At 63.9% G+C, this 19,729-nt stretch carries 15 protein-coding genes; 6 read left to right on the forward strand and 9 right to left on the reverse strand.

Features of this window, described 5'->3' with window-relative positions; all coding sequences use genetic code 11:
• Positions 1-405: 405 nt before the first annotated feature.
• Entirely contained in the window at positions 406-840 is a 435-nt protein-coding gene (locus AB5Y72_RS05635) for a YccF domain-containing protein (protein WP_325782288.1), read from the forward strand.
• 71 nt (positions 841-911) lie between these two features.
• Positions 912-1,502 carry a 5'-deoxynucleotidase gene (gene yfbR / locus AB5Y72_RS05640; protein ID WP_042075561.1) on the forward strand — a complete coding sequence of 197 codons (591 nt, stop codon included), beginning with the start codon at positions 912-914 and terminating at the stop codon, positions 1,500-1,502.
• Positions 1,503-1,577: 75 nt separating this feature from the next.
• Here the strand turns inward: yfbR and lolE are convergent, their stop codons facing one another.
• The 3 genes from lolE to AB5Y72_RS05655 form a co-directional block, all read right to left on the reverse strand.
• The gene (lolE, locus tag AB5Y72_RS05645; protein WP_042075558.1) at positions 1,578-2,819 is read right to left on the reverse strand and encodes a lipoprotein-releasing ABC transporter permease subunit LolE; all 1,242 of its coding nucleotides are present in this window, start codon (positions 2,817-2,819) and stop codon (positions 1,578-1,580) included.
• A complete protein-coding gene (gene lolD, locus AB5Y72_RS05650) occupies positions 2,819-3,517 on the reverse strand; it encodes a lipoprotein-releasing ABC transporter ATP-binding protein LolD (protein ID WP_209792069.1) in 699 nt (232 codons plus the stop codon). Before lolD ends, lolE begins: the two co-directional genes overlap by 1 nt.
• 79 nt (positions 3,518-3,596) lie before the next feature.
• Positions 3,597-4,832: a lipoprotein-releasing ABC transporter permease subunit gene (locus AB5Y72_RS05655; protein WP_325782287.1), complete on the reverse strand. Its 1,236-nt coding sequence runs from the start codon at positions 4,830-4,832 to the stop codon at positions 3,597-3,599.
• 279 nt (positions 4,833-5,111) lie between these two features.
• Here AB5Y72_RS05655 and AB5Y72_RS05660 point away from each other — a divergent pair, with 279 nt between their 5' ends.
• Both AB5Y72_RS05660 and mfd read left to right on the forward strand, forming a co-directional pair.
• Positions 5,112-5,687: a PilZ domain-containing protein gene (locus AB5Y72_RS05660; protein WP_042075552.1), complete on the forward strand. Its 576-nt coding sequence runs from the start codon at positions 5,112-5,114 to the stop codon at positions 5,685-5,687.
• A 42-nt stretch (positions 5,688-5,729) separates the two neighbouring features.
• Positions 5,730-9,194 carry a transcription-repair coupling factor gene (gene mfd, locus AB5Y72_RS05665; protein ID WP_325782286.1) on the forward strand — a complete coding sequence of 1,155 codons (3,465 nt, stop codon included), beginning with the start codon at positions 5,730-5,732 and terminating at the stop codon, positions 9,192-9,194.
• Between the two features lie 92 nt (positions 9,195-9,286).
• On the opposite strand, the gene fbp is transcribed toward mfd, so the two are convergent.
• A complete protein-coding gene (gene fbp, locus AB5Y72_RS05670; RefSeq protein WP_042075549.1) occupies positions 9,287-10,321 on the reverse strand; it encodes a class 1 fructose-bisphosphatase in 1,035 nt (344 codons plus the stop codon).
• 372 nt (positions 10,322-10,693) lie between these two features.
• Here fbp and AB5Y72_RS05675 point away from each other — a divergent pair, with 372 nt between their 5' ends.
• A complete protein-coding gene (locus AB5Y72_RS05675) occupies positions 10,694-12,310 on the forward strand; it encodes a peptide ABC transporter substrate-binding protein (RefSeq protein ID WP_325782285.1) in 1,617 nt (538 codons plus the stop codon).
• 48 nt (positions 12,311-12,358) lie between these two features.
• Here AB5Y72_RS05675 and AB5Y72_RS05680 read toward each other — a convergent pair whose 3' ends face one another.
• The 3 genes from AB5Y72_RS05680 to sixA all read right to left on the reverse strand — a co-directional run bounded on the left by AB5Y72_RS05680 (position 12,359) and on the right by sixA (position 14,286).
• Entirely contained in the window at positions 12,359-13,279 is a 921-nt protein-coding gene (locus AB5Y72_RS05680; RefSeq protein WP_042075545.1) for a DMT family transporter, read from the reverse strand.
• Positions 13,280-13,478: 199 nt separating this feature from the next.
• Positions 13,479-13,685: a DUF1107 domain-containing protein gene (locus AB5Y72_RS05685; RefSeq protein WP_005324080.1), complete on the reverse strand. Its 207-nt coding sequence runs from the start codon at positions 13,683-13,685 to the stop codon at positions 13,479-13,481.
• Positions 13,686-13,818: 133 nt separating this feature from the next.
• A complete protein-coding gene (gene sixA / locus AB5Y72_RS05690) occupies positions 13,819-14,286 on the reverse strand; it encodes a phosphohistidine phosphatase SixA (RefSeq protein WP_042075542.1) in 468 nt (155 codons plus the stop codon).
• A gap of 162 nt (positions 14,287-14,448) precedes the next feature.
• On the opposite strand from sixA, the gene AB5Y72_RS05695 reads away from it, so the two are divergent.
• Complete coding sequence (locus AB5Y72_RS05695; protein ID WP_368198670.1) at positions 14,449-17,223, forward strand: insulinase family protein; 2,775 nt, start codon at positions 14,449-14,451, stop codon at positions 17,221-17,223.
• Between the two features lie 305 nt (positions 17,224-17,528).
• Here AB5Y72_RS05695 and AB5Y72_RS05700 read toward each other — a convergent pair whose 3' ends face one another.
• Entirely contained in the window at positions 17,529-18,176 is a 648-nt protein-coding gene (locus tag AB5Y72_RS05700) for a thiopurine S-methyltransferase (RefSeq protein WP_042075539.1), read from the reverse strand.
• A 162-nt stretch (positions 18,177-18,338) separates the two neighbouring features.
• A complete protein-coding gene (locus tag AB5Y72_RS05705) occupies positions 18,339-19,718 on the reverse strand; it encodes a leucine-rich repeat-containing protein kinase family protein (RefSeq protein ID WP_368198671.1) in 1,380 nt (459 codons plus the stop codon).
• Between the last annotated feature and the right edge of the window lie 11 nt (positions 19,719-19,729).

The raw sequence follows: 19,729 nt of genomic DNA on the forward strand, positions 1-19,729 counted from the left end.
ACTGCGTGCTGACCCTTTATTGCCCCCGGGCGAACCCGGAGTCTTCCTGTTTATAAAGACAACGACTGTCTTTGTGATGAGAAAATATGACGCGACATTATAGCGGCGTGCAGTGGTCGCGTCGAGCCGCACGTCCCCCATCCGGGGCACAGACAGCACAATTTGCGCAAGACTTTCTCCTATATGGGGAAGCCTTGCACCGAGTTCAAGCAATCGATCCGCAATAATTTGCACTGGCTCACTCTTTTTCACGGCGAACGGGCCATTTTGATCGCCATCCTGTCCCAATCGACCGCCAAAATGGCGTGTTGCGACCCAAATTGTCCACCTTCTCGCCTGTGCCATTGCGTCCCCCGGCAGGGCTCGCTATGGTGACAACCAATTCATGACCCTGGAGTCACCCACATGTCCTTTTTCCGCTTCTTGTTCAATCTGCTCTGGTTCCTGCTCGGAGGCGTCTTCATGGGGCTGGCCTGGTGGCTGGCGGGGCTGCTCTGCTTCGTCTCCCTCATCGGGATCCCCTGGGGGCGCGCCTGCTTCGTCATCGGCACCTTCACCTTCTTCCCGTTTGGCAAGCAGGCGGTAAGCCGCAAGGCCATGACGGGCCAGAGCGACATCGGCACCGGCGCGCTCGGGATGATTGGCAACATTCTCTGGTTCGTGCTGATCGGTGTCTGGCTCGCCATCGGCCACATCGCCTCGGCGCTGGCCTGTTTCGTCACCATCGTCGGCATCCCGTTCGGCATCCAGCATCTCAAGCTGGCGCTCATCAGCCTGGCCCCCATCGGCCAGATGATAGTGACCAATCAGGAGGCGGAGTCGGGCCGCTATATTCGCTGAGGGCGATGCCTGGAACCGAAAAAAAGGGCAGACTAGGGTCTGCCCTTTTTATTTCCCAGTTCGAGGCCCCCATGCTCCCCAGCCACTTCTTCGCCAACCTCTCCCGCATGCGGCTCATCTACCGCTGGCCGCTGATGCGCAACATCCAGCCCGAGAACATCGCCGAGCACAGCCTGCAGGTGGCCATGGTGGCCCATGCCCTCGGCGTCATCGGCAACCGGCTGTTCGGCGGCCATGTCGATGCCGATCGCGCCGCCGTCATGGCCCTCTACCACGACGGCAGCGAGGTGCTGACCGGGGATCTGCCCACCCCGGTCAAGTATTTCAATCCCGAGATTGCCCGGGAATACAAAAAGATAGAGCTCGCGGCCGAGCAGCGCCTGCTGGGGATGCTGCCGCCCGAGCTGGTGGAGGACTTTCGCCCCCTGCTCGACTCGGCAGCCCAGGATGACGACCTCGCCCGGCTGGTGAAGGACGCCGACACCCTCTGCGCCTACACCAAGTGCCTGGAGGAGTTGAGCGTCGGCAACCGGGAGTTCGAGCCGGCGCGCAAGCGCCTCGAACAGATGCTGACCGAGCGGATGAACCCGCCCATGCGCTACTTTATCGATGTCTTTGTGCCGAGCTTCTCGCTTCCCCTGGACGAGCTGAACGCCCACTGACCCCCGCAAATGCGAAGGGCCCGTCGGCAATGCCGGCGGGCCCTTCTTTATTTTGACACCGTGGTGGTGTCCGGATCAGTGTCCCAGCTCCCGTGACGGCACCAGGCCGCTCGCCCGCCAGGCGGGGTAGAGGGTCGCCACCAGGCTCATCAGGATGGCCGCACCTGTCACTATCCCCACGTCCTGCATGTGCAGCTCGGTGGGCAGGAAGTCGATGAAGTAGATGTCCGGATTGAGGAAACGGTGGCCGATCACCCCTTCGATGGCGCCCAGGATCTGGGTCAGCTTGCTGGAGAGCAGGCCGCCGAGCAGGGCGCCTAGGAGGGCACCCGCCACCCCGTTCACCATGCCCTGGATGACGAAGGTGAGCCGGATCTGGCCGGGGCTCGCCCCCATGGTCTTGAGGATGGCGATTTCGCTGCGCTTCTCGTTCACCGCCATCACCAGGGTGGAGACGATGTTGAAACAGGCCACCGCCACCACCATCAGCATCACCACGTACATCACGGTGCGCACCATCTGGATGTCCTGATAGAGATAGCCCTGGCGGCTCATCCAGCTGCTGATGTAGACGTAGTGCGGGAATTTCTGGGCCGCCGCCACCGTGATGGACTGCGCCTTGAGCACGTCGCTCACCTTGAGGCTGAAGCCCTCCACGGCGCTGCCCATGCCGGTGATGGCCTGGGCGTCGGCCAGATGCATGAAACCGAGCAGGCCGTCGAGCTGGCCGCCGATCTCGAGCAGGCCCACCACCTTGAGCACCTCCCGCTTCGGGTTCTTGATGCCGGTGGCATCGCCCCCCTGGGGCAGCAGCAGGGCGACCGAGTCCCCTATCTTGACCCCCAGCTTGTCGGCGATGGTCTTGCCGAGGATGAGGCCGTGCTCGCCCGCCTGCAGTTCGCGAAAGCCTCGCCCCGTCATGTACTTGCCCGCATCGGACAGATTGGCCTCGAGCTCGGGCAGCACGGCACGCACCTGCACCCCCTTGATGGCCGAGCCGTGCTCCAGCAGGCCGTCCAGACGAATGACGGGGGCAGCCGCCTCGATCCCCGGCTGGGCCAGCAGGTAATCTCTGAGCCTCGGCCAGTCCGGCAGCGGCGCCTCCATGCCGATGAGCTCGCCGTGGGGCACCACGGAGAGCACCCGGTTCTTGAGCTCCCGCTCGAAGCCGTTCATGGCGGAGAGCCCCAGGATCAGCGCCATCACCCCGAGGGCGATGCCGATGAGGGAGGAGGCCGAGATAAAGGCGATGAAACCGTTGCGACGGCGGGAGCGGCTGTAACGCAGGCCCAGGAAGAGGGGCAGCGGCTTGAACATCAGGCGACCTCCGCCATGATGCCGCTCACCAGGGTCACCCGCCGGTGCAGCTTGGCGGCCAGGCTCAAGTCATGGGTGACCACCACGAACGCCGTGCCGAGCTCGCGGTTGAGCTCGCACAGAAGCTCGTAGACGGCGGTGGCGCTGGCGTGGTCCAGGTTGCCGGTGGGCTCGTCCGCCAGCACCAGGCTGGGCTCGTTGACCAGCGCCCGGGCGATGGCCACCCGCTGGCGCTCGCCGCCGGAGAGCTCGGACGGACGATGGTGGAGGCGATGGGAGAGCCCCACCCGTCCCAGCATCCTGCTCGCCTTCTCGGTGGCGACCGCCACCGATTCACCCGCGATCAGCAGCGGCATGGCGGCATTTTCCAGCGCGCTGAACTCGGAGAGCAGGTGGTGGAACTGATAGACGAAGCCCAGCTCCTGGTTGCGGAATCTGGCCTGGGTACGGCTGTCCCAGCCATGGATGTCCTGCCCCTTGAACAGCACGGCGCCGCTGGAGGGGTTGTCCAGCGCCCCCATCAGGTGCAGCAAGGTGGTCTTGCCCGAGCCCGAGCTTCCCACCACCGCCAGCATTTCGCCGGGGGCGACACAGAGATCGATCCCCTTGAGCACCTGGGTCTCCAGATTGCCCTCTTTGTAGACATGGTTGAGGGCCTGGCAGCGCAGCAGCGGCTCACGGGACTGGGGTTGATTCATACAGGGGACTCCACATATACCAGTCACGACGCCGGCACTCGCACCGGGGGTCGCAACAGAAGATGAATGATTCACGGCACTATTCATAACGCAGTGCCTCGGCCGGTTTTACCCGGGCCGCACGGGCCGCCGGATAGAGGGTGGCACTGAAGCTGAGCAGCACGGCTCCCAGCAGGATGGTCACCACCTGGGCCGGTTCGACGATGACCGGCAGACCGGCCCCGCCGGCCGCCATATAGAGGTTGAGCCCCAGCCCATCGAGCAGGGGGTTGAGACCGAGACAGAGCGCCAGCCCAGCAAGGCCGCCCACCAGGGCGCCGATGACGCCGCTCGACGCCCCCAGCACCATGAAGATCTTGACGATGCCGGACTCGCTCATGCCCATGGTGCGCAGTATGGCCACCTCCCCTTCCTTGTCGGTGACCACCATCACCAGGGCGGAGAGGATGTTGAAGGTGGCGACCGCGATGATGAGCACCAGCATCAGCCCCATCATGCGCTTCTCCATGGCCACCGCCTGGAACAGCTCGCCGCGCTCGCGGCGCCAGTCCTGCCACTCCAGCCCGTCCGGCAGGACGGTCTTGATCACCTCGTCGGCGGCGAAGGGATCGTCGAGCCAGAGGCGAATGCCGCCTACCTGGTCCGCAGGCAGGCGCAGCATGCGCTGGGCATCCCCCAGGGCGATGAGCGCCACCTGGCTGTCCACGTCCGCACCGACCCCGAAGATGCCGGAGACGGTGAAGAGGCGCTGGGCCGGGACTCGGCCAAAGGGGGTAAAACGGGTGCCTTCGGTCAGGATGAGGCGCACCTGGTCGCCAATGGAGACCTTGAGCCGGTTGGCCACCCCCTGCCCCAGTACGATGTGGTATTCACCGCGCTGCAGGCTGTCCAGGCGCCCCCCCAGCATCTGGGTGTGCAGGATGTCATCCTTGGGCCAGCGGGCGGGGTCGATGCCCTGCACGCTGACGCCGGTGAGCTGGCCCGGGCTTTGCAGCATGCCTTCGCTGTCGAGCATGGGCGCCGTGGCCACCACGTGGGGCAGCCCGGCCAGATCGGGCAGACCCTCTGGCTCGGCCGCCATGCGCCCGGCCTGGTTGGTCACCACCACATGGGGGATCACCCCGAGGATCCGCCCCTTGAGCTGTCCCTCGAATCCGTTCATGACCGAGATGACCACCATGAGGGCGGTGACCCCGATGGCGATGCCAAAGGTGGAGAACAAAGAGATAAAGGAGACGAAGCGGTTACTGCGTCGCGAGCCTGCGTAACGCAGGCCGATGGCCAGCGAGAGTGGCTGAAAAAGTCCGGTCTTCAAGGATATCTACGTTGCCAACAAAATAAGATGCCGGATAATAGGGTCTGTTGACGCTTCAACGCAAGCCGCGTCGCTGCGGCAAGTGGCGCCGGAACCGGTGCAGGACGCAGGCGGTGGCCGCTCCCTCGCCGGGTTTTGCAACCCTCCCTGGCGCCATGATCCGCGCCTTTTGCCAGGGACGGGCCCCGTGACGGTCCGCTCGGGCACGCCAGCCCCGCGTCGCGATGAAACGCCAACGGCCCCTACCGCGACATCGTTAAGACAACAAGGGATAGCCCCATGCAGGAACAGTTCTTCAGCGTCACCCATGCCATGCCGGTCAATGTGATCCCCATGCCGGCCGACTTCCACCTGCCGACGCTGGAGGCCCTGGAGGCCGAGTTGCCCGAGCCCTTTCGCATCGCCTCTGCCATCACCTCCATCGACCTGGTCAGCAGCCGCCTGATCCGCAACCAGAACGAATCCATGCACGATCTGGTGGAGATCATCAACCAGCAGTCCCGCAAGATCGACATGATCATGGGCTATGTGCTGGCGGCGCAGGATCATCCCGAACATCGCTTCCATACCCTGCGCTTCGGTGCCGGCCAGCTCACCTACCTCCATCCGCGCCAGGGCCACGGGGAACCGCCGGCACTGCACCAGATAGTGCGGCTCAAGATCTTCCTGCGGGAGGAGGCCTCCGCCGTCTACTGCTATGGCGAGGTCAAGCAGCGGGAGCCCGGGGAGCACGGCACCCACGTGGTGCTCGACTACGTGCGGATCCGCGAGGATGACCGGGAGCTGCTGGTGCGCGCCAGCCTCCACGTGCAGTCAAAACAGCTCAAGCTGCGTGCCCAGGAGCGCCAGCGCTAACCCGTCCACGCCAACAAACACGCCAACGCCAGAAAGAATCCCATGATGCCAATGACACTCCCCGCCTTGCCCGCCAAGGCGGGCCAGAAGTTAACGTTCGGCCAGCTGATCGGCAGCAGCCTGGCACTGGTCGCCGCCCGCCTCACCCGGGAGGTTCGCCGCCCCGTTCTGCTGGTGACCGCAGATACCCCGAGCGCCCTGCGCCTCGAACAGGAACTCGGCTTCCTGCTGGCCGATCAGGATTGCCCCGTGCTGCTGTTCCCGGACTGGGAGACCCTGCCCTACGACAGCTTCTCCCCCCATCAGGACATCATCTCCCAGCGGCTCGAGACCCTCTACAGGCTGCCGCAGATGAGCCACGGCGTGCTCATCGTACCCATCTCCACCCTGATGCTGCGCACGGCCCCCCGGGCCTACCTCGACAAGTACAGCCTGATGGTGACAAGCGGCCAGCGCCTCAACCTGCAGCAGTTGCGGGGGCGCCTCGCCGAGGCGGGCTATGTGGCGGTGGAGCAGGTACTGGAGCACGGCGAGTTCGCCGCCCGCGGCTCCCTGCTGGATCTCTTCCCCATGGGGAGCAGCCGCCCCTATCGCATCGACTTCTTCGACGACGAGGTGGACAGCATCCGCCCCTTCGATCCCGAGAGCCAGCGCTCCAGCGAGCCGGTCGAGTCGGTGAGCCTGCTGCCCGCCCGGGAGTTTCCCACCGACGAGGGGGCCATCGAGCTGTTTCGCGGCCAGTATCGGGAGCAGTTCGAGATCTCCCGTGCCGAGGGCTCCGTCTATCAGGAGGTGAGCAAGGGACGCTGGCCCGCCGGCATCGAGTACTACCTGCCGCTCTTCTTCCAGCAGACCGCCAGCCTGTTCGACTATCTGCCGCCGAACACCCTGCTGCTCACGGTGGGAGAGATTTATCCTGCCGCCCAGCGTTTCTGGAACGACATCGGCCAGCGCTATGAAGACAGGCGCTGGGACAACACCCGTCCCCTGCTGCCGCCCCAGCACATCTACCTGCCGGTGGAGCAGCTCTTCGCCGCCCTCGGCGACTATGGTGCCGTACGCCTGCAGGAGGCGGCCGGTGACGGCGGCGCGGGCCAGCACGATCTGCCCCTCGCTCCCCTGCCCGACCTGCAGCTCGATCACAGCAAGGAGCAGCCCCTGCTGGCCCTCAGCCAGTTCCTGCAAGACTTTGCCGGACGCACCCTGTTTGCGGTGGAGTCCGAGGGGCGCCGCGAAGGGCTCGGGGATCTGCTCGCGCGGATCAACCTGCAACCCCGGGAGTTTGCCTCCCTCGATGCCTTCCTCGGGAGCGAGGCGCGCCACGGGCTCCTGGTCTGCCCCCTTGAGCGGGGCTTCCTGTTGCAGGAGCCGGGGCAGGAGGCGCTGGCCCTCATCACCGAGACCGAGCTACTGGGCGGCAAGATCCGCAGCAAACGGCAACGGGACAAGAGCAAGAACCTGAGCTCGGATGCGGTGATCCGAAACCTGGGCGAGCTGACCCAGGGCCAGCCCGTGGTGCATCTCGATCACGGGGTCGGTCGCTATCTGGGGCTGGAAACCATAGACGCCGGCGGCCTGCCCACCGAGTTCCTCACCCTGGAATACGCCGGCGGCGACAAGCTGTTCGTGCCGGTCACCAGTTTGCACCTTATCAGCCGCTACACCGGATCCGACAACCCGCCCAGCCACAAGCTCGGCGGCGAGGCCTGGGTCAAGGCGCGGCGCAAGGCGGCCGAGAAGGTGCGCGACGTGGCCGCCGAGCTGCTCGACGTCTATGCCCACCGTGCGGCGCGCGCCGGCTTTGCCTTCAAGCACGACCGTGAGGCCTACCGCCAGTTTGCCGCTGGCTTCCCGTTCGAGGAGACCGAGGATCAGCTCAACGCCATCAACGCCGTGCTCGGCGACATGTGCCAGGCCAAGAGCATGGACCGCCTGGTATGCGGCGACGTGGGCTTCGGCAAGACGGAGGTGGCGATGCGGGCGGCCTTCGTGGCGGTGCACGGCGGCAAGCAGGTGGCCGTGCTGGTGCCCACCACATTGCTCGCCCAGCAGCACTACGACAACTTCCGCGATCGCTTCGCGAACTGGCCGGTGCGGGTCGAGGTACTGAGCCGCTTCCGCTCCGCCAAGGAGCAGACCGGCGTCTTGAAAGAGCTGGCCGATGGCAAGGTGGACATCATCATAGGCACCCACAAGCTGCTCGGCTCGGAGCTCACCTTCAAGGATCTCGGCCTGCTCATCGTCGACGAGGAGCATCGCTTCGGGGTGCGCCAGAAGGAGAAGATCAAGGCGCTGCGGGCCGACGTGGACATCCTCACCCTCACCGCCACCCCCATTCCGCGCACCCTCAACATGGCGATGTCCGGCATGCGGGATCTCTCCATCATCGCCACCCCGCCCGCCAAGCGGCTCGCCATCAAGACCTTCGTACGCCAGCACGAGCCGGCTGTGGTGCGCGAGGCGGTGCTGCGGGAATTGAAGCGCGGCGGTCAGGTCTACTACCTGCACAACGACGTGGAGAGCATCGAGAAGTGCGCCGCCGATCTGGCGGAGCTGGTGCCGGAGGCGCGCATCGGCATCGCCCACGGCCAGATGCGCGAGCGAGACCTCGAGCGCATCATGTCGGACTTCTACCACCAGCGCTTCAACCTGCTGGTCTGCACCACCATCATCGAGACCGGCATCGACGTGCCGAGCGCCAACACCATCATCATGGACCGGGCGGATCACTTGGGATTGGCCCAGCTGCACCAGTTGCGGGGCCGGGTCGGTCGCTCCCACCACCAGGCCTATGCCTACCTGCTCACCCCCCATCCCAAGCTGATGACCAAGGATGCGGCCAAGCGGCTGGAGGCCATCGCGTCGCTGGAAGATCTCGGCGCCGGTTTTGCGCTGGCCACCCACGATCTGGAGATCCGCGGCGCCGGCGAGCTGCTCGGCGACGATCAGAGCGGCCAGATCGAATCGGTTGGCTTCACCCTCTACATGGAGATGCTGGAGCAGGCGGTGGAGGCGCTGAAACATGGCAAGGAGCCGTCCCTGGAGCAGCTCATGAGCCAGCACACCGAGGTGGAGCTGCGCCTGCCCGCCCTCTTGCCGGACGACTACATCCCGGACGTCAACATGCGCCTCTCCATGTACAAGCGCATTGCCAGCGCGGCGGACGAGCAGGAGCTGCGCGAACTCAAGGTGGAGCTCATCGATCGCTTCGGCCTCTTGCCGGAACCGACCAAGACCCTCATGGAGCTGGCCGCCTTCCGCCAGCGCGCCACGGCGCTCGGCATTCGCCGGGTGGAGATGAGCGAGCGCGGCGGCTATCTGGACTTCACCCAGGAAACCAGGGTCAATCCGGCCTATCTGGTCAAGCTGCTCTCGGAGCAGCCACGCATCTACAAGATGGACGGGCCGACCCGGCTGCGCTTCCAGGTGCCGACCCAGGACAGGGTCATGAGGCTCAAGCTGGTGGACGGACTGCTGGCGGATCTCGCCAGTCACGCCAGCCACTGAGGTGGCGGTGATGGAGCGGCGAGCCGCTCGCCCAAATAAAACGGGAGCCCTGAAGGCTCCCGTTTTTTTACCTACGATTCATCGTCCGCGGATCACGCCTGGCTGGCCGGGTCCTCGTGGGCGGAGAACTCCCGCATGAAGGCCTCGGCCCGCTCGACCATCTTGGTGGACCCCACGAAATAGGGGGTGCGCTGGTGCAGGGCGGTGGGCTGGATATCCATGATGCGGCCAAAGCCGTCTGAGGCCTTGCCACCCGCCTGCTCCACCAGAAACGCCATGGGGTTGCACTCGTAGAGCAGGCGCAGCTTGCCGTTCGGAGAGTTGGTGCCGGACGGATAGATGTAGATGCCGCCCTTGAGCAGGTTGCGGTGGAAATCCGACACCAGGGAGCCGATGTAACGGGAGGTGTAGGGCCTGTGGGTCGCCTCGTCACGCTCCTGGCAGTACTTCAGGTACTTCTTCACCCCGTCCGGGAACTTGATGTAGTTGCCCTCGTTGATGGAGTAGATCTTGCCCTCTTCCGGGATGCGGATGTTCTCGTGGGAGAGGCAGAAGCACCCGATGGAAGGGTCGTAGGTGAAGCCGTTGACCCCGAAGCCCGTGGTGTAGACCAGCATGGTGGAGGAGCCGTAGACCACGTAACCCGCCGCGACCTGACGGTGGCCCGGCTGCAGGAAGTCCTCCAGGGTGACCCCGGAGCCCGGCTTGCTGACCCGGCGATAGATGGAGAAGATGGTCCCGACCGAGACGTTGACGTCGATGTTGGAGGAGCCGTCGAGGGGGTCGATCAATACCACATACTTGGAGTGACGGGAGAGCTCGGAATCGAAGGAGACGAAATCCTCCTCCTCCTCGGACGCCATGCCGCACACTTCGCCACGGGCTTCCAGCGCCGCCTTGAAGCGCTCGTTGGCGTAAACGTCCAGCTTCTGCTGCACCTCGCCCTGCACGTTTTCAGCGCCCATGGAGCCGATGATGTCCGCCAGCCCCGCCTTGTTGATCTCCCGGTTCACCACCTTGGCGGCCAGGCGGATGGAGCTGAGCAGCGAGGTCAGCTCGCCGGTCGCGGTGGGATAATCCGCCTGCTTTTTGACGATGAACTCGCCCATGGTGATCATGTTTCGCATTCTTGTTCCTTTAAGATCGTTTCCGTTGGCCGTTGAAAACGTTTGCAAGTGTCGGCAAAAAAAATGCCGATCCCCGGCAGCGTTGTTTTGTAACCTAATGTAACGCCTGTTTTTTGTTTTTGCAGCGAATTAAGGCGGCGCATAAATCGCCAGAAAGCCCGCCATGGCTGGAACATTCGCCGAAAAAACCGGGTTCATTCGACCTCCATGGTCATGTTAATTCGTGACAAGAATGCACCTGGTCGTCGTCTCTCTCCATCTTCCCCCCATACAGTCCCCTCCCGGCTCCGCCTGTTGGGAGCCTCTTGAGATCTCCCCCTCAATCCCGCACACTGGCCAGGCTTTGGAAGCAAAAAAACATAAGGATATTCAATGAAAAGGACTCTCATTGCCGGCGCGGTTGCCGCCCTGCTCGCCCTCCCCTCCCTGGCCGCCCAGGTGCCTGAAGGCACCCAGCTTCTGCCGGATGCCCAGCAAGTCTTCGTGCGCAACATCGGCACAGAGCCTGCCTCCATCGATCCCCAGATGGTGGAAGAGAGCGCGGGCAGCGACGTCGTCAACGATCTGTTCGAGGGGCTCTACACCCTGGATGGCAACGGCAAGCTGCAGGCGGCCGGCGCCCTTGACTACGAGCTCGACGCCACGGGCACCGTCTACACCTTCAAGCTCAGACCCGATGCCAAATGGTCCAACGGCGAGCCGGTGACGGCGGCAGACTACGTCTATGGCTGGCAGCGGGCGGCGGATCCCAGGAACGCCTCCAACTACGCCTGGTTCATCGAGCTGACCGGTGTCACCAACGCCAGCGAGGTGGTGCAGGGCAAGGCCAAACCCGATGCCCTGGGGATCAAGGCGCTCGATGATCACACCCTGCAGATCACCCTGAAAAACCCGGTCCCCTTCTTCCTGAAGACCCTCTCCCACTACACCACCTTCCCGGCGCCCAGGGCGACCATCGAGAAGTTCGGTCATGAGTGGGTCAAGCCGGGCAACATCGTCTCCAACGGCGCCTTCGCCCTCAAGGAGTGGACCCCGAACGAGCGCCTCATTGCCGAGCGCAACCCCCACTACTGGGACAACCAGCACACAGTGCTGAACAAGGTGGTCTATCTCGAGATCGTCTCCGATACCGCGGCCTACAACCGCTATCGTGCGAGCGAGCTGCACTACACCACCTATCCCCTGGAGCAGTATCAGCAGATCAAGCGCCAGAGCCCGGACGAGCTGGTCAGCGCCCCCCTGCTCGCCACCTACTACTACGTGTTCAACACCCAGCGCAAACCCTTCGACGACGTCAGGGTGCGCAAGGCGCTCTCCCTGGCCATAGACAGGGACACCATTACGGAGAAGATCCTGGGACAGGGTCAGCTCTCGGCCTTCAGCCTGACCCCGCCGAGCGTGGACGGCTTCGAGCTCAAGCGCCCGGCCAGCGAGCTGATGAGCAAGGAGGAGCGCATCAAGCAGGCCAAGGCGCTGCTCGGCGAGGCCGGATACGGCCCGGACAAGCCGCTTGAGGTGGATATCCTCTACAACACCAACGAGGGGCACAAGAAGATAGCGCTGGCCATCTCCTCCATGTGGAAGCACAACCTGGGGGTCAAGGCGGAGCTCAACAACATGGAGTGGAAGACCATGGTGTCGGCCCTGAACGAGGGTGACTTCGGGGTGAGCCGCTACTCCTGGAACGGAGACTACAACGATGCCTCCACCTTCCTCGACATCATGACCTCCAGCAGCAGCGCCAACAGCGGCAAGTGGTTCAACAAGGAGTACGACGCCCTGCTGGCCAAGGCCCATGACGCCAAGGATCCGGCCGAGCGCAACCGGCTCTATCAGCAGGCGGAAGTGCTGATCGACAAGGAGGCCCCCATCGCCCCCGTCTACTTCTACGTGAAATCCCGGCTGCTCAAGCCCAACGTCAAGGGCTACCCCTATCAGAATCCGCAAGACCTGGTCTATGCCAAGGATCTCTATCTGACGGCACAATAAACCGCCCCGGAATCGCAAAAGACCGCCTTCGAGGCGGTCTTTTTTATCTCAGTCTTCCTGACAGCTCGCCATCGCCAGCCGGGCCCGCCTTCGCACCCTCACGGGCCTGACCAACAACTGGGCCAGCAGAACCCCCAGCAGGGTCATGCCGCCGCCGATGAGGTGATAGCTGGTGAGCCGCTCCCCGAGCCAGCTGATGGCGAGCGCGGCCGTCATCACCGGCAGCAGGTTCATGAAAATGGCGGTGCGGCTCGCCCCGAGCAGGGCGATGCCCTGCATCCAGAGCCAGGGGGAGAGGGCCGAGGTCGGGATCCCCGCATAGAGGATGAGCCAGAGGGCGCTGCCATCGGGCCAGTGCCCGTCCACCAGCAGATAGAAGGGTGTGAGGAACAAGAGGCTGCAGAGCACCTGACCATAGAGCATGGACCAGTTGTCCAGACCCAGATCCCAGCGTTTGAGCAGCACGCTGTAGAGCGCATAGGTGGCAGCCGAGAGCAGCATGTAGACGGAGCCGATGTGAATGCCCTGGGTCAGCAGCCGGGCCGGATCCCCCTGCCCCAGCAGGATGCCTAGCCCGAAGAGGGAGATGACGCCCCCGAGCAGGGCGCCCCAGGTGGGCCGTTCGCGCAGCAGCCAGATGCTGAGCAGCACCGTCATCAGCGGAGTCAGCCCCATCATCAGCCCGATCTCGGTGGCCCCCAGGGTCTGGGCCGCGTAATAGCCGAAGGTCTGGTTCAGCACCATGCCGAGCAGGGCCAGCACCGCCAGCTGGTAGAAACCGGCCCGCAACCTGGCACGATCCCGCCAGGCCCGATGGGCCAGAAACGGGGTCAGCACCAGGGCCGCCACCATCCAGCGCGACCAGGCCAGGGCCGCCGGCGAGAGCACGCCCACCGCCAGCTTGCTGACGATGCCATTGCCGGCCCAGATGGCCATGCAGGAGAAGGGAAACAGGAAGGCGGTGTGCATCGCGATATCCAGAGAAAGGGGGCGGGTATTTCGCGGGAGTATAGAGAGGCAAACGGGATAAGCAAGCGCTCTGATGCAGGGGCGACGATGTTGCGTCAGCCTGGATGAAGGCGGCCCTCCCGGCCTTCCCCAGGGCCATCAAGCATCATGCCCGCACTGGGGCGGGCATGATGGGGGAAGAGGGTCAACCCTGGGTGCCTCAGGCGGCATCCATATGAAGCCTCGAAATCAGCTCGTTGACCTCGAGCACCGTCTGGCGATGGGGAATGTCGGCCTGCAGCGGCATCATCAGCAAACCCGACTGGAAGTCGAAGCGCCCCCTACCGTGGATATAAATGCGCCCCTTGAAGAAGGTTTTGACATGTTTCGCCACCATCAGTGGCAGGTACTTCTTGAATACTCTCATCGTTTGCAACCTCTTGCAGTTGTATCCGTATGACAGCAGCTTCTGCGAAATAATTCCGTTAAATTTATATAAAAAACCGGAAAAATCGCCTATCTCTTCCCCAAAAAACCAATCTGTAACTTTTTATTAACTTTTACCGTATTGTATGCGGTCCTTCCAGCCAGAGCAAGGCCCCTTTGCCATCTTGCCACTCGATGCAGGCCAGGCCGGAGGTGGCGAACATGGGGGCGCCCGCAGCCGGACAGAGGCTCTGCACCAGATACCCCACCAGAGGCAGGTGGCTGACCATGAGAATGTTGTCGTGCTCCGCCGCCAGCGCGGTGAGGTAGCTCGCCACGAAGGCCGGATCGCCATAGGGGGTGATCTCGCCACTCTCCTCGACCTTGAGGGCCTCGGGCAGCTCGGGGGCGATGGCCTGCCAGGTCTGTCTGGCACGCAGGTAGTTGCTGTGGATCACCAGGCTCAGGGAGCCGGTCAGCTGGGGAGCCAGCCAGCATGCCATGTGGATGGACTCTTCGATGCCTTGTTCGGTCAGTGGACGCTGTTCATCAGTCTTTGCGTTCATGCCAGCCTGGCCATGACGCATGATGTAGATTTTCATTACAACCTCGCCCAGGGGGCCTGTTTAAATAGCCGGGGGATCTTACCCCGCCATGCCGGGGGAAACAATTGCGCTACCTCTCAGAAAAGGGTTTGCCTCGTGAGATAGCGGGGTCGATAATCATGTTTAAATTCAAATAAATTCACCGCGAGTCACGCCCCAATGAGCCCATATGCCAGTCCCAACGACCATCGGCGGTATCACTATCTGGAGCTGGCGAACCGGCTCAGAGTCCTGTTGATCTGCGATCCACAGACCGATAAATCGGCCGCCTCCCTGGCCGTCAACACCGGCCATTTCGACGACCCCGTCGATCGCCAGGGCATGGCCCATTTCCTTGAGCATATGCTGTTCCTCGGTACTCGTACTTATCCCAAACCCGGCGAATATCAGCAGTTCATGAGCCGCCACGGGGGCAGCAACAACGCCTGGACCGGGACCGAGTTCACCAACTTCTTCTTCGACATCGACAACGGCTTCTTCGAGGCGGGGCTTCATCGTTTCTCCCAGTTCTTCATCTGCCCCACCTTCGCCCCCGAGTGGGTCGACAAGGAGCGCAACGCGGTCGACTCCGAATATCGCCTCAAGCTGCAGGACGACGTGCGCCGCAGCTATCAGGTGCACAAGGAGACGGTCAACCCGGCCCACCCCTTCGCCAAGTTCTCGGTCGGCAATCTGGACACCCTGGCGGATCTGCCGGGGCGGGATCTGCGCTCCGACCTCATTGCGTTCTACGAGACCCACTACAGCGCGGATCGCATGGCGCTGGTGATGCTCTCGCCGGCCTCCATCGATACCCAGCTGGCCTGGTGTGATCGCTTCTTCAGTGCCATCCCGGATCGCCGCCTGGGCCCGCCGGCCCTGTCGGTGCCCCTCTACCGGCTCGATGATCTCGGCATCCGCATCCAGATCAAACCGGTCAAGGAGACCCGCAAGCTGGCCCTGACCTTCCCGCTGCCGAGCGTGGATGCCCTCTACGACAAGAAGCCCCTCACCTTCCTGAGCCACCTCATCGGCTACGAAGGGGAAGGCAGCCTGCTCTCCCTGCTCAAGGGCAGGGGCTGGGTCAACCAGCTCGCCGCCGGCGGCGGCATCAGTGGCGCCAACTTCAATGACTTTGGCGTGAGCTTCGGCCTCACCCCCCTCGGGCTTGACCATGTGGACGAGATCATCGCCGCCCTGTTCGGCTATCTGAAACTCATTGAGCGGGATGGGGTGCAGGCCTGGCGCTATGACGAGAAACGCAACGTGCTGGAATCCGCGTTTCGCTTCCAGGAGCGGGGCCGGGCGCTGGATACCGTCTCAGGGCTGGTGCTCAACCTGTTCAGCTATGCCCCGGACGATCTGCTCCACGGCGACTACATGATGCGCGAGTTCGACGAGCCGCTGATCCGGCGCTTCCTCGCCAAGCTGACCCCCCACAACCTGAGGGTGACCATCCAGGCCCCCGAGGTGAGCACGGATCGCCTGGCCCGCTGGTATCAGACCCCCTACGGCGTGGCCACCATCACGGAGGCGGAGAAGATCCGCTGGCAACAGAGCCAGCCCGATCCCGCCCTGCATCTGCCGGCGCCCAACCCCTTCATCAGCAGCCGCCTCGACGCCCGTCTGCCGGCACTGACCGCCGACATGCCCGCCTGCCTCATCGACAGGCCAGGGTTCCGCCTCTGGCACCTGCACGAGCACCTGTTTGGGGTGCCCAAGGGCAGCCTCTATATCTCCATCGACAGCGAACATGCGGTCAAAAGCCCGCGTCACATCGCCATGGCCAGGCTTGCGGTGGAGCTGCTCACCGACCACCTCAACGCCCTCACCTACCCGGCCGAGCTCGCCGGGCTCGGGTACCAGATTTATGCCCATCAGGGAGGCTTTACCATCAACCTGAGCGGCTTTGCCGACAAGCAGCCGCTGCTGCTCGACATGATCCTCGGCAACCGCACCCTGGGGTATCCGGATCCGGCGCGCTTCAGCGAGATCAAGGAGCAGCTCATCCGCAACTGGGAGAACCAGTCCAAGACCCGCCCCATCTCCCAGCTGTTCAACCAGCTCACCAGTTTGCTGCAACCCAACAACCCGCCGTTCGAGCAGTTGCTGCGCCACCTGCGCACCATCGAACTTGGCGAGATGCCCGACTTCGTCTCCCGGCTCTTCGCCGAGGTGCACATCGAGACCCTGGTGCACGGCGACTGGACGGCGGCCGAGGCCCTCGAACTCGCGTCCCTGCTGGAGCGCCACCTAGGTCCCAGCAGCCAACCCAGCGCCGAGACCCGCCGCCCCCTCATCTCCATCCAGGACAGGGGCACTCTCATTCGCGAGCAGGGCTGCGAGCACGAAGACTCAGCGCTCCTGGTCTACTACCAGTCCCGCACCACCCGGGCACGGGATCTCGCCTGCTTCACCCTGGCCAACCACATCATGTCCTCCACCTTCTTCCACGAGCTGCGCACCCGCCAGCAGCTCGGTTACGTGGTGGGGGCCGGCAACCTGCCCCTCAACCGCCACCCGGGCCTCATCTTCTATATCCAGTCCCCCGTGGCGGGGCCGCAGATCCTGCTGGACGCGGTGGAAGAGTTCATCGATCTCTTCCCGCTCGCCATGCTGGAGTTCACCGAGCAGCAGTGGCAGGACAGCAAGGCGGGCCTGCAGGCCCAGCTCAGCGAGCGGGACGCCAACCTGCGCAGCCGCGGCCAGCGGCTCTGGGTCAGCATCGGCAACAAGGATCTGGGCTTCGATCAGCGGGAGCGGGTGCGCGAGGAGGTGGGGCAGCTCAGTCGCGCCGATCTGGTGCGCTTTATCACCCAGCTGAGATCGAGAACGTCGGATCGGCTGATCCTCTGCAGCTATGGCCTGGGCCACGAGCACGACGAGCGGATCACCGGCCAGTTCATCGACGACCCCAGGGCGTTTCGGCTCAATGCCGCCACCTTCGAGGCCTGATCCCGCCTCGCCCCTCCCCCGACTCTCGCTCGCCGGCAATAAAAAGCCGACCCCTGGGGGTCGGCTGGAAAAACCATAAAACAATTGCGACAGAGCCGCCAAAAGTGAACATGAGCGTGAAAATCAGACACTGGGTTGATGGTCGGCCTGAGGGTTCAAACCAGAGCCTATCGGTCGGCACCAGCAGTGATTGAGAAACAGCCTCATCTTAGGCATTCCCCCGATTTACCACGTTGATCTATGTCAAAGGAGGTAACAAAGGGGAAGGCACCTGTCGCTTTGTCAGGCGGGATCACAGTTTTGCCTCACCCCCTGCGGATCAGGCGATAGGCCACCTCATCGAAATAGGAGAGCTGCCCCGAGAGCACTCTGGGGTGATCCAGCTCCGCCGCCCGGCCCAGCACCTCCACGCCAAAGTCACGCTCGAACAGGGTACGCACCTCCATCTCCCCCACCGAGAACGGCGGTTGTTGCTGCTGCTCGGGTTGATACTCCAGGGTCACCAGCAGGATCTGTCCCCCCGCCTCCACCATGCGGCTCATCAGGGTCGCATACTGGCGGCGCATGGCCGTCGGCAGGGCGATGAGGGCGGCCCTGTCATAGACCAGCCGATAACGTCGGCCCAGCTCGGGGGCGGCGAAAAAATCCCCCTGGTAGATGCGCAGATCCTCGTGCCGGTGGCACTGATAGGGGCCCACCTCGCTTGTCTCTGCACTCAGCTTGTTCTCGCCGAAAAACTGGGTAATGGCGAGCCCGGAGAGCTCGAAGCCATCCACCGGATGACCCTGCTCGCGCAGCCAGAGCATGTCGCGGGACTTGCCGCACAGGGGCACCAGCACGGGTTCGTCCCCCTGCTGGGCAGACCACCAGGATTGCAGCCAGCGGTTGAAGTCTGCCTGATGAAAGCCAATCCGGTTCTCTTTCCACTTCTGATGCCAAAACGCCGCTTCCATCCTCATCCTCCCGTCATCTGCAATGATGCATCACTATCACAACTTCACCGAAACGGCGCAAGCCTTGTCTCCCCACTCCCCGGCTTTTTGCAAGCAGAGGGTGACCAGGCGGCAAGGGCTCCTGTTTGACAGAGAGATCCGCGGCCATAGTATGGCCCGCACTCAGGCCCCCACCGGCTCTTCGGCCAGGCTGGCGGCCACGGCGTCGAGCCGTGCGGCGATGCGCGCAAAGGAGGGGCGCTGAGGCACGGCGTCCAGCAGACACTCTTCGGCCAGACGATGAAGCGCCCCAAGATCGTCATCCCGGGCATCACAGCGCGCCAGCAGCTCCTCCAGCAGGCAGCCGAAGGCCCTCACTTCCAGGCGCTCCAGCCGCCCGGCCAGTGCCTCATCGGCTCGGTCGTAACAGGAGGCGGCGCCAAAGTCGCCGAGCAGGACCCGGCTCTGTGCTTGTTCTTGCCCCTCTCCTTGCTCTTTGCCTTGCACAGAGTGCAACAGGTTATGGGCATAGAGATCCCCGTGCAGTATGCCCCGCCCGTGCAGATGCCGTGCGGCGCTCGCCACGCCCTGCGCCAGGCTGAGCAGCGCGGCGGGTGTGAAGCGCACCCCGGCCGGGTAGACATCCCGGGTGCAGGAGTCCAAGCTGGGCGGCCCCGCCAGGTTGACATAATCCGGGTCTATCAACGCCATCACCAGCGCCGGGATGCCGGAGGGGTGAGCCCCCACCCTGCCCACCACGCCGACCAGGTTGGGGTGGCGGCCGGCGGCGAGCGACACCGCCAGCTCGCAGCGGGGCAGACCGTCGCTGGTCACGGCCCCCTTGAAGAGCTTGACCGCCACCGCCTGCGTCCCCACCTCCCCATCCAGCCCGGCACGATGGATCACGCCGGACGCCCCCTGCCCCAGCAATTCCCCCACCTTCAATGCAGCCCACGGGATATCGGCCACCGAGGCGCACTGCCCCAGCCGGCGCTCCAGCCTGTCGCTGAAGGGGTTGCCCGCGTAGGCGAGCCAGCTGAGGCGCGGTAGCGCCAGCAGCCAGTCGGGGAAGACCTCGAGCCGGTTGGCGGCGATGCGCAACAGCTCGAGCCGGTGGCAGTTGGCCAGGCTTGCCGGCAGCTCGCGCAGGCGGTTGCCCGAGAGCATCAGCTTTTGCAGGGCGTTGCACTGGCCCAGCTCGTCCGGCAGCCGTTCGATGGCATTGTCGGTCAGAATAAGCCAGCGCAATCTGGCAGGCAGGGAGGCGGCCGAGACGGTTGCGATGCGGTTGGCCTTGAAACCCACCATGGAGAGCGCGGGGCAGCGCCCCAGCACCTCGGGCAACTCGGTAAAGCGGTTCTCGGAGCAGAAGAGAATGCGCAGCTTCTTGCATTCGGCCAAACCGTCCGGCAACTCGCTCAGCTGGTTGCCGGTGAGATCCAGCACCTCCAGCGTCTCCTTGAGGCTCAGGATCTCGGGGGGGAAAACCGTAAGTCCTTCAGCGAGTTTCAGGTGGCGGGCGCCGCAGAGTTCACCTGCGCGAAGCTGTTCCAGGGTATGCATGACATCGTCTC

Origin of the sequence: Aeromonas sp. R7-4, assembly GCF_040908055.1 — a bacterium.
GTDB lineage: Bacteria > Pseudomonadota > Gammaproteobacteria > Enterobacterales > Aeromonadaceae > Aeromonas > Aeromonas sanarellii.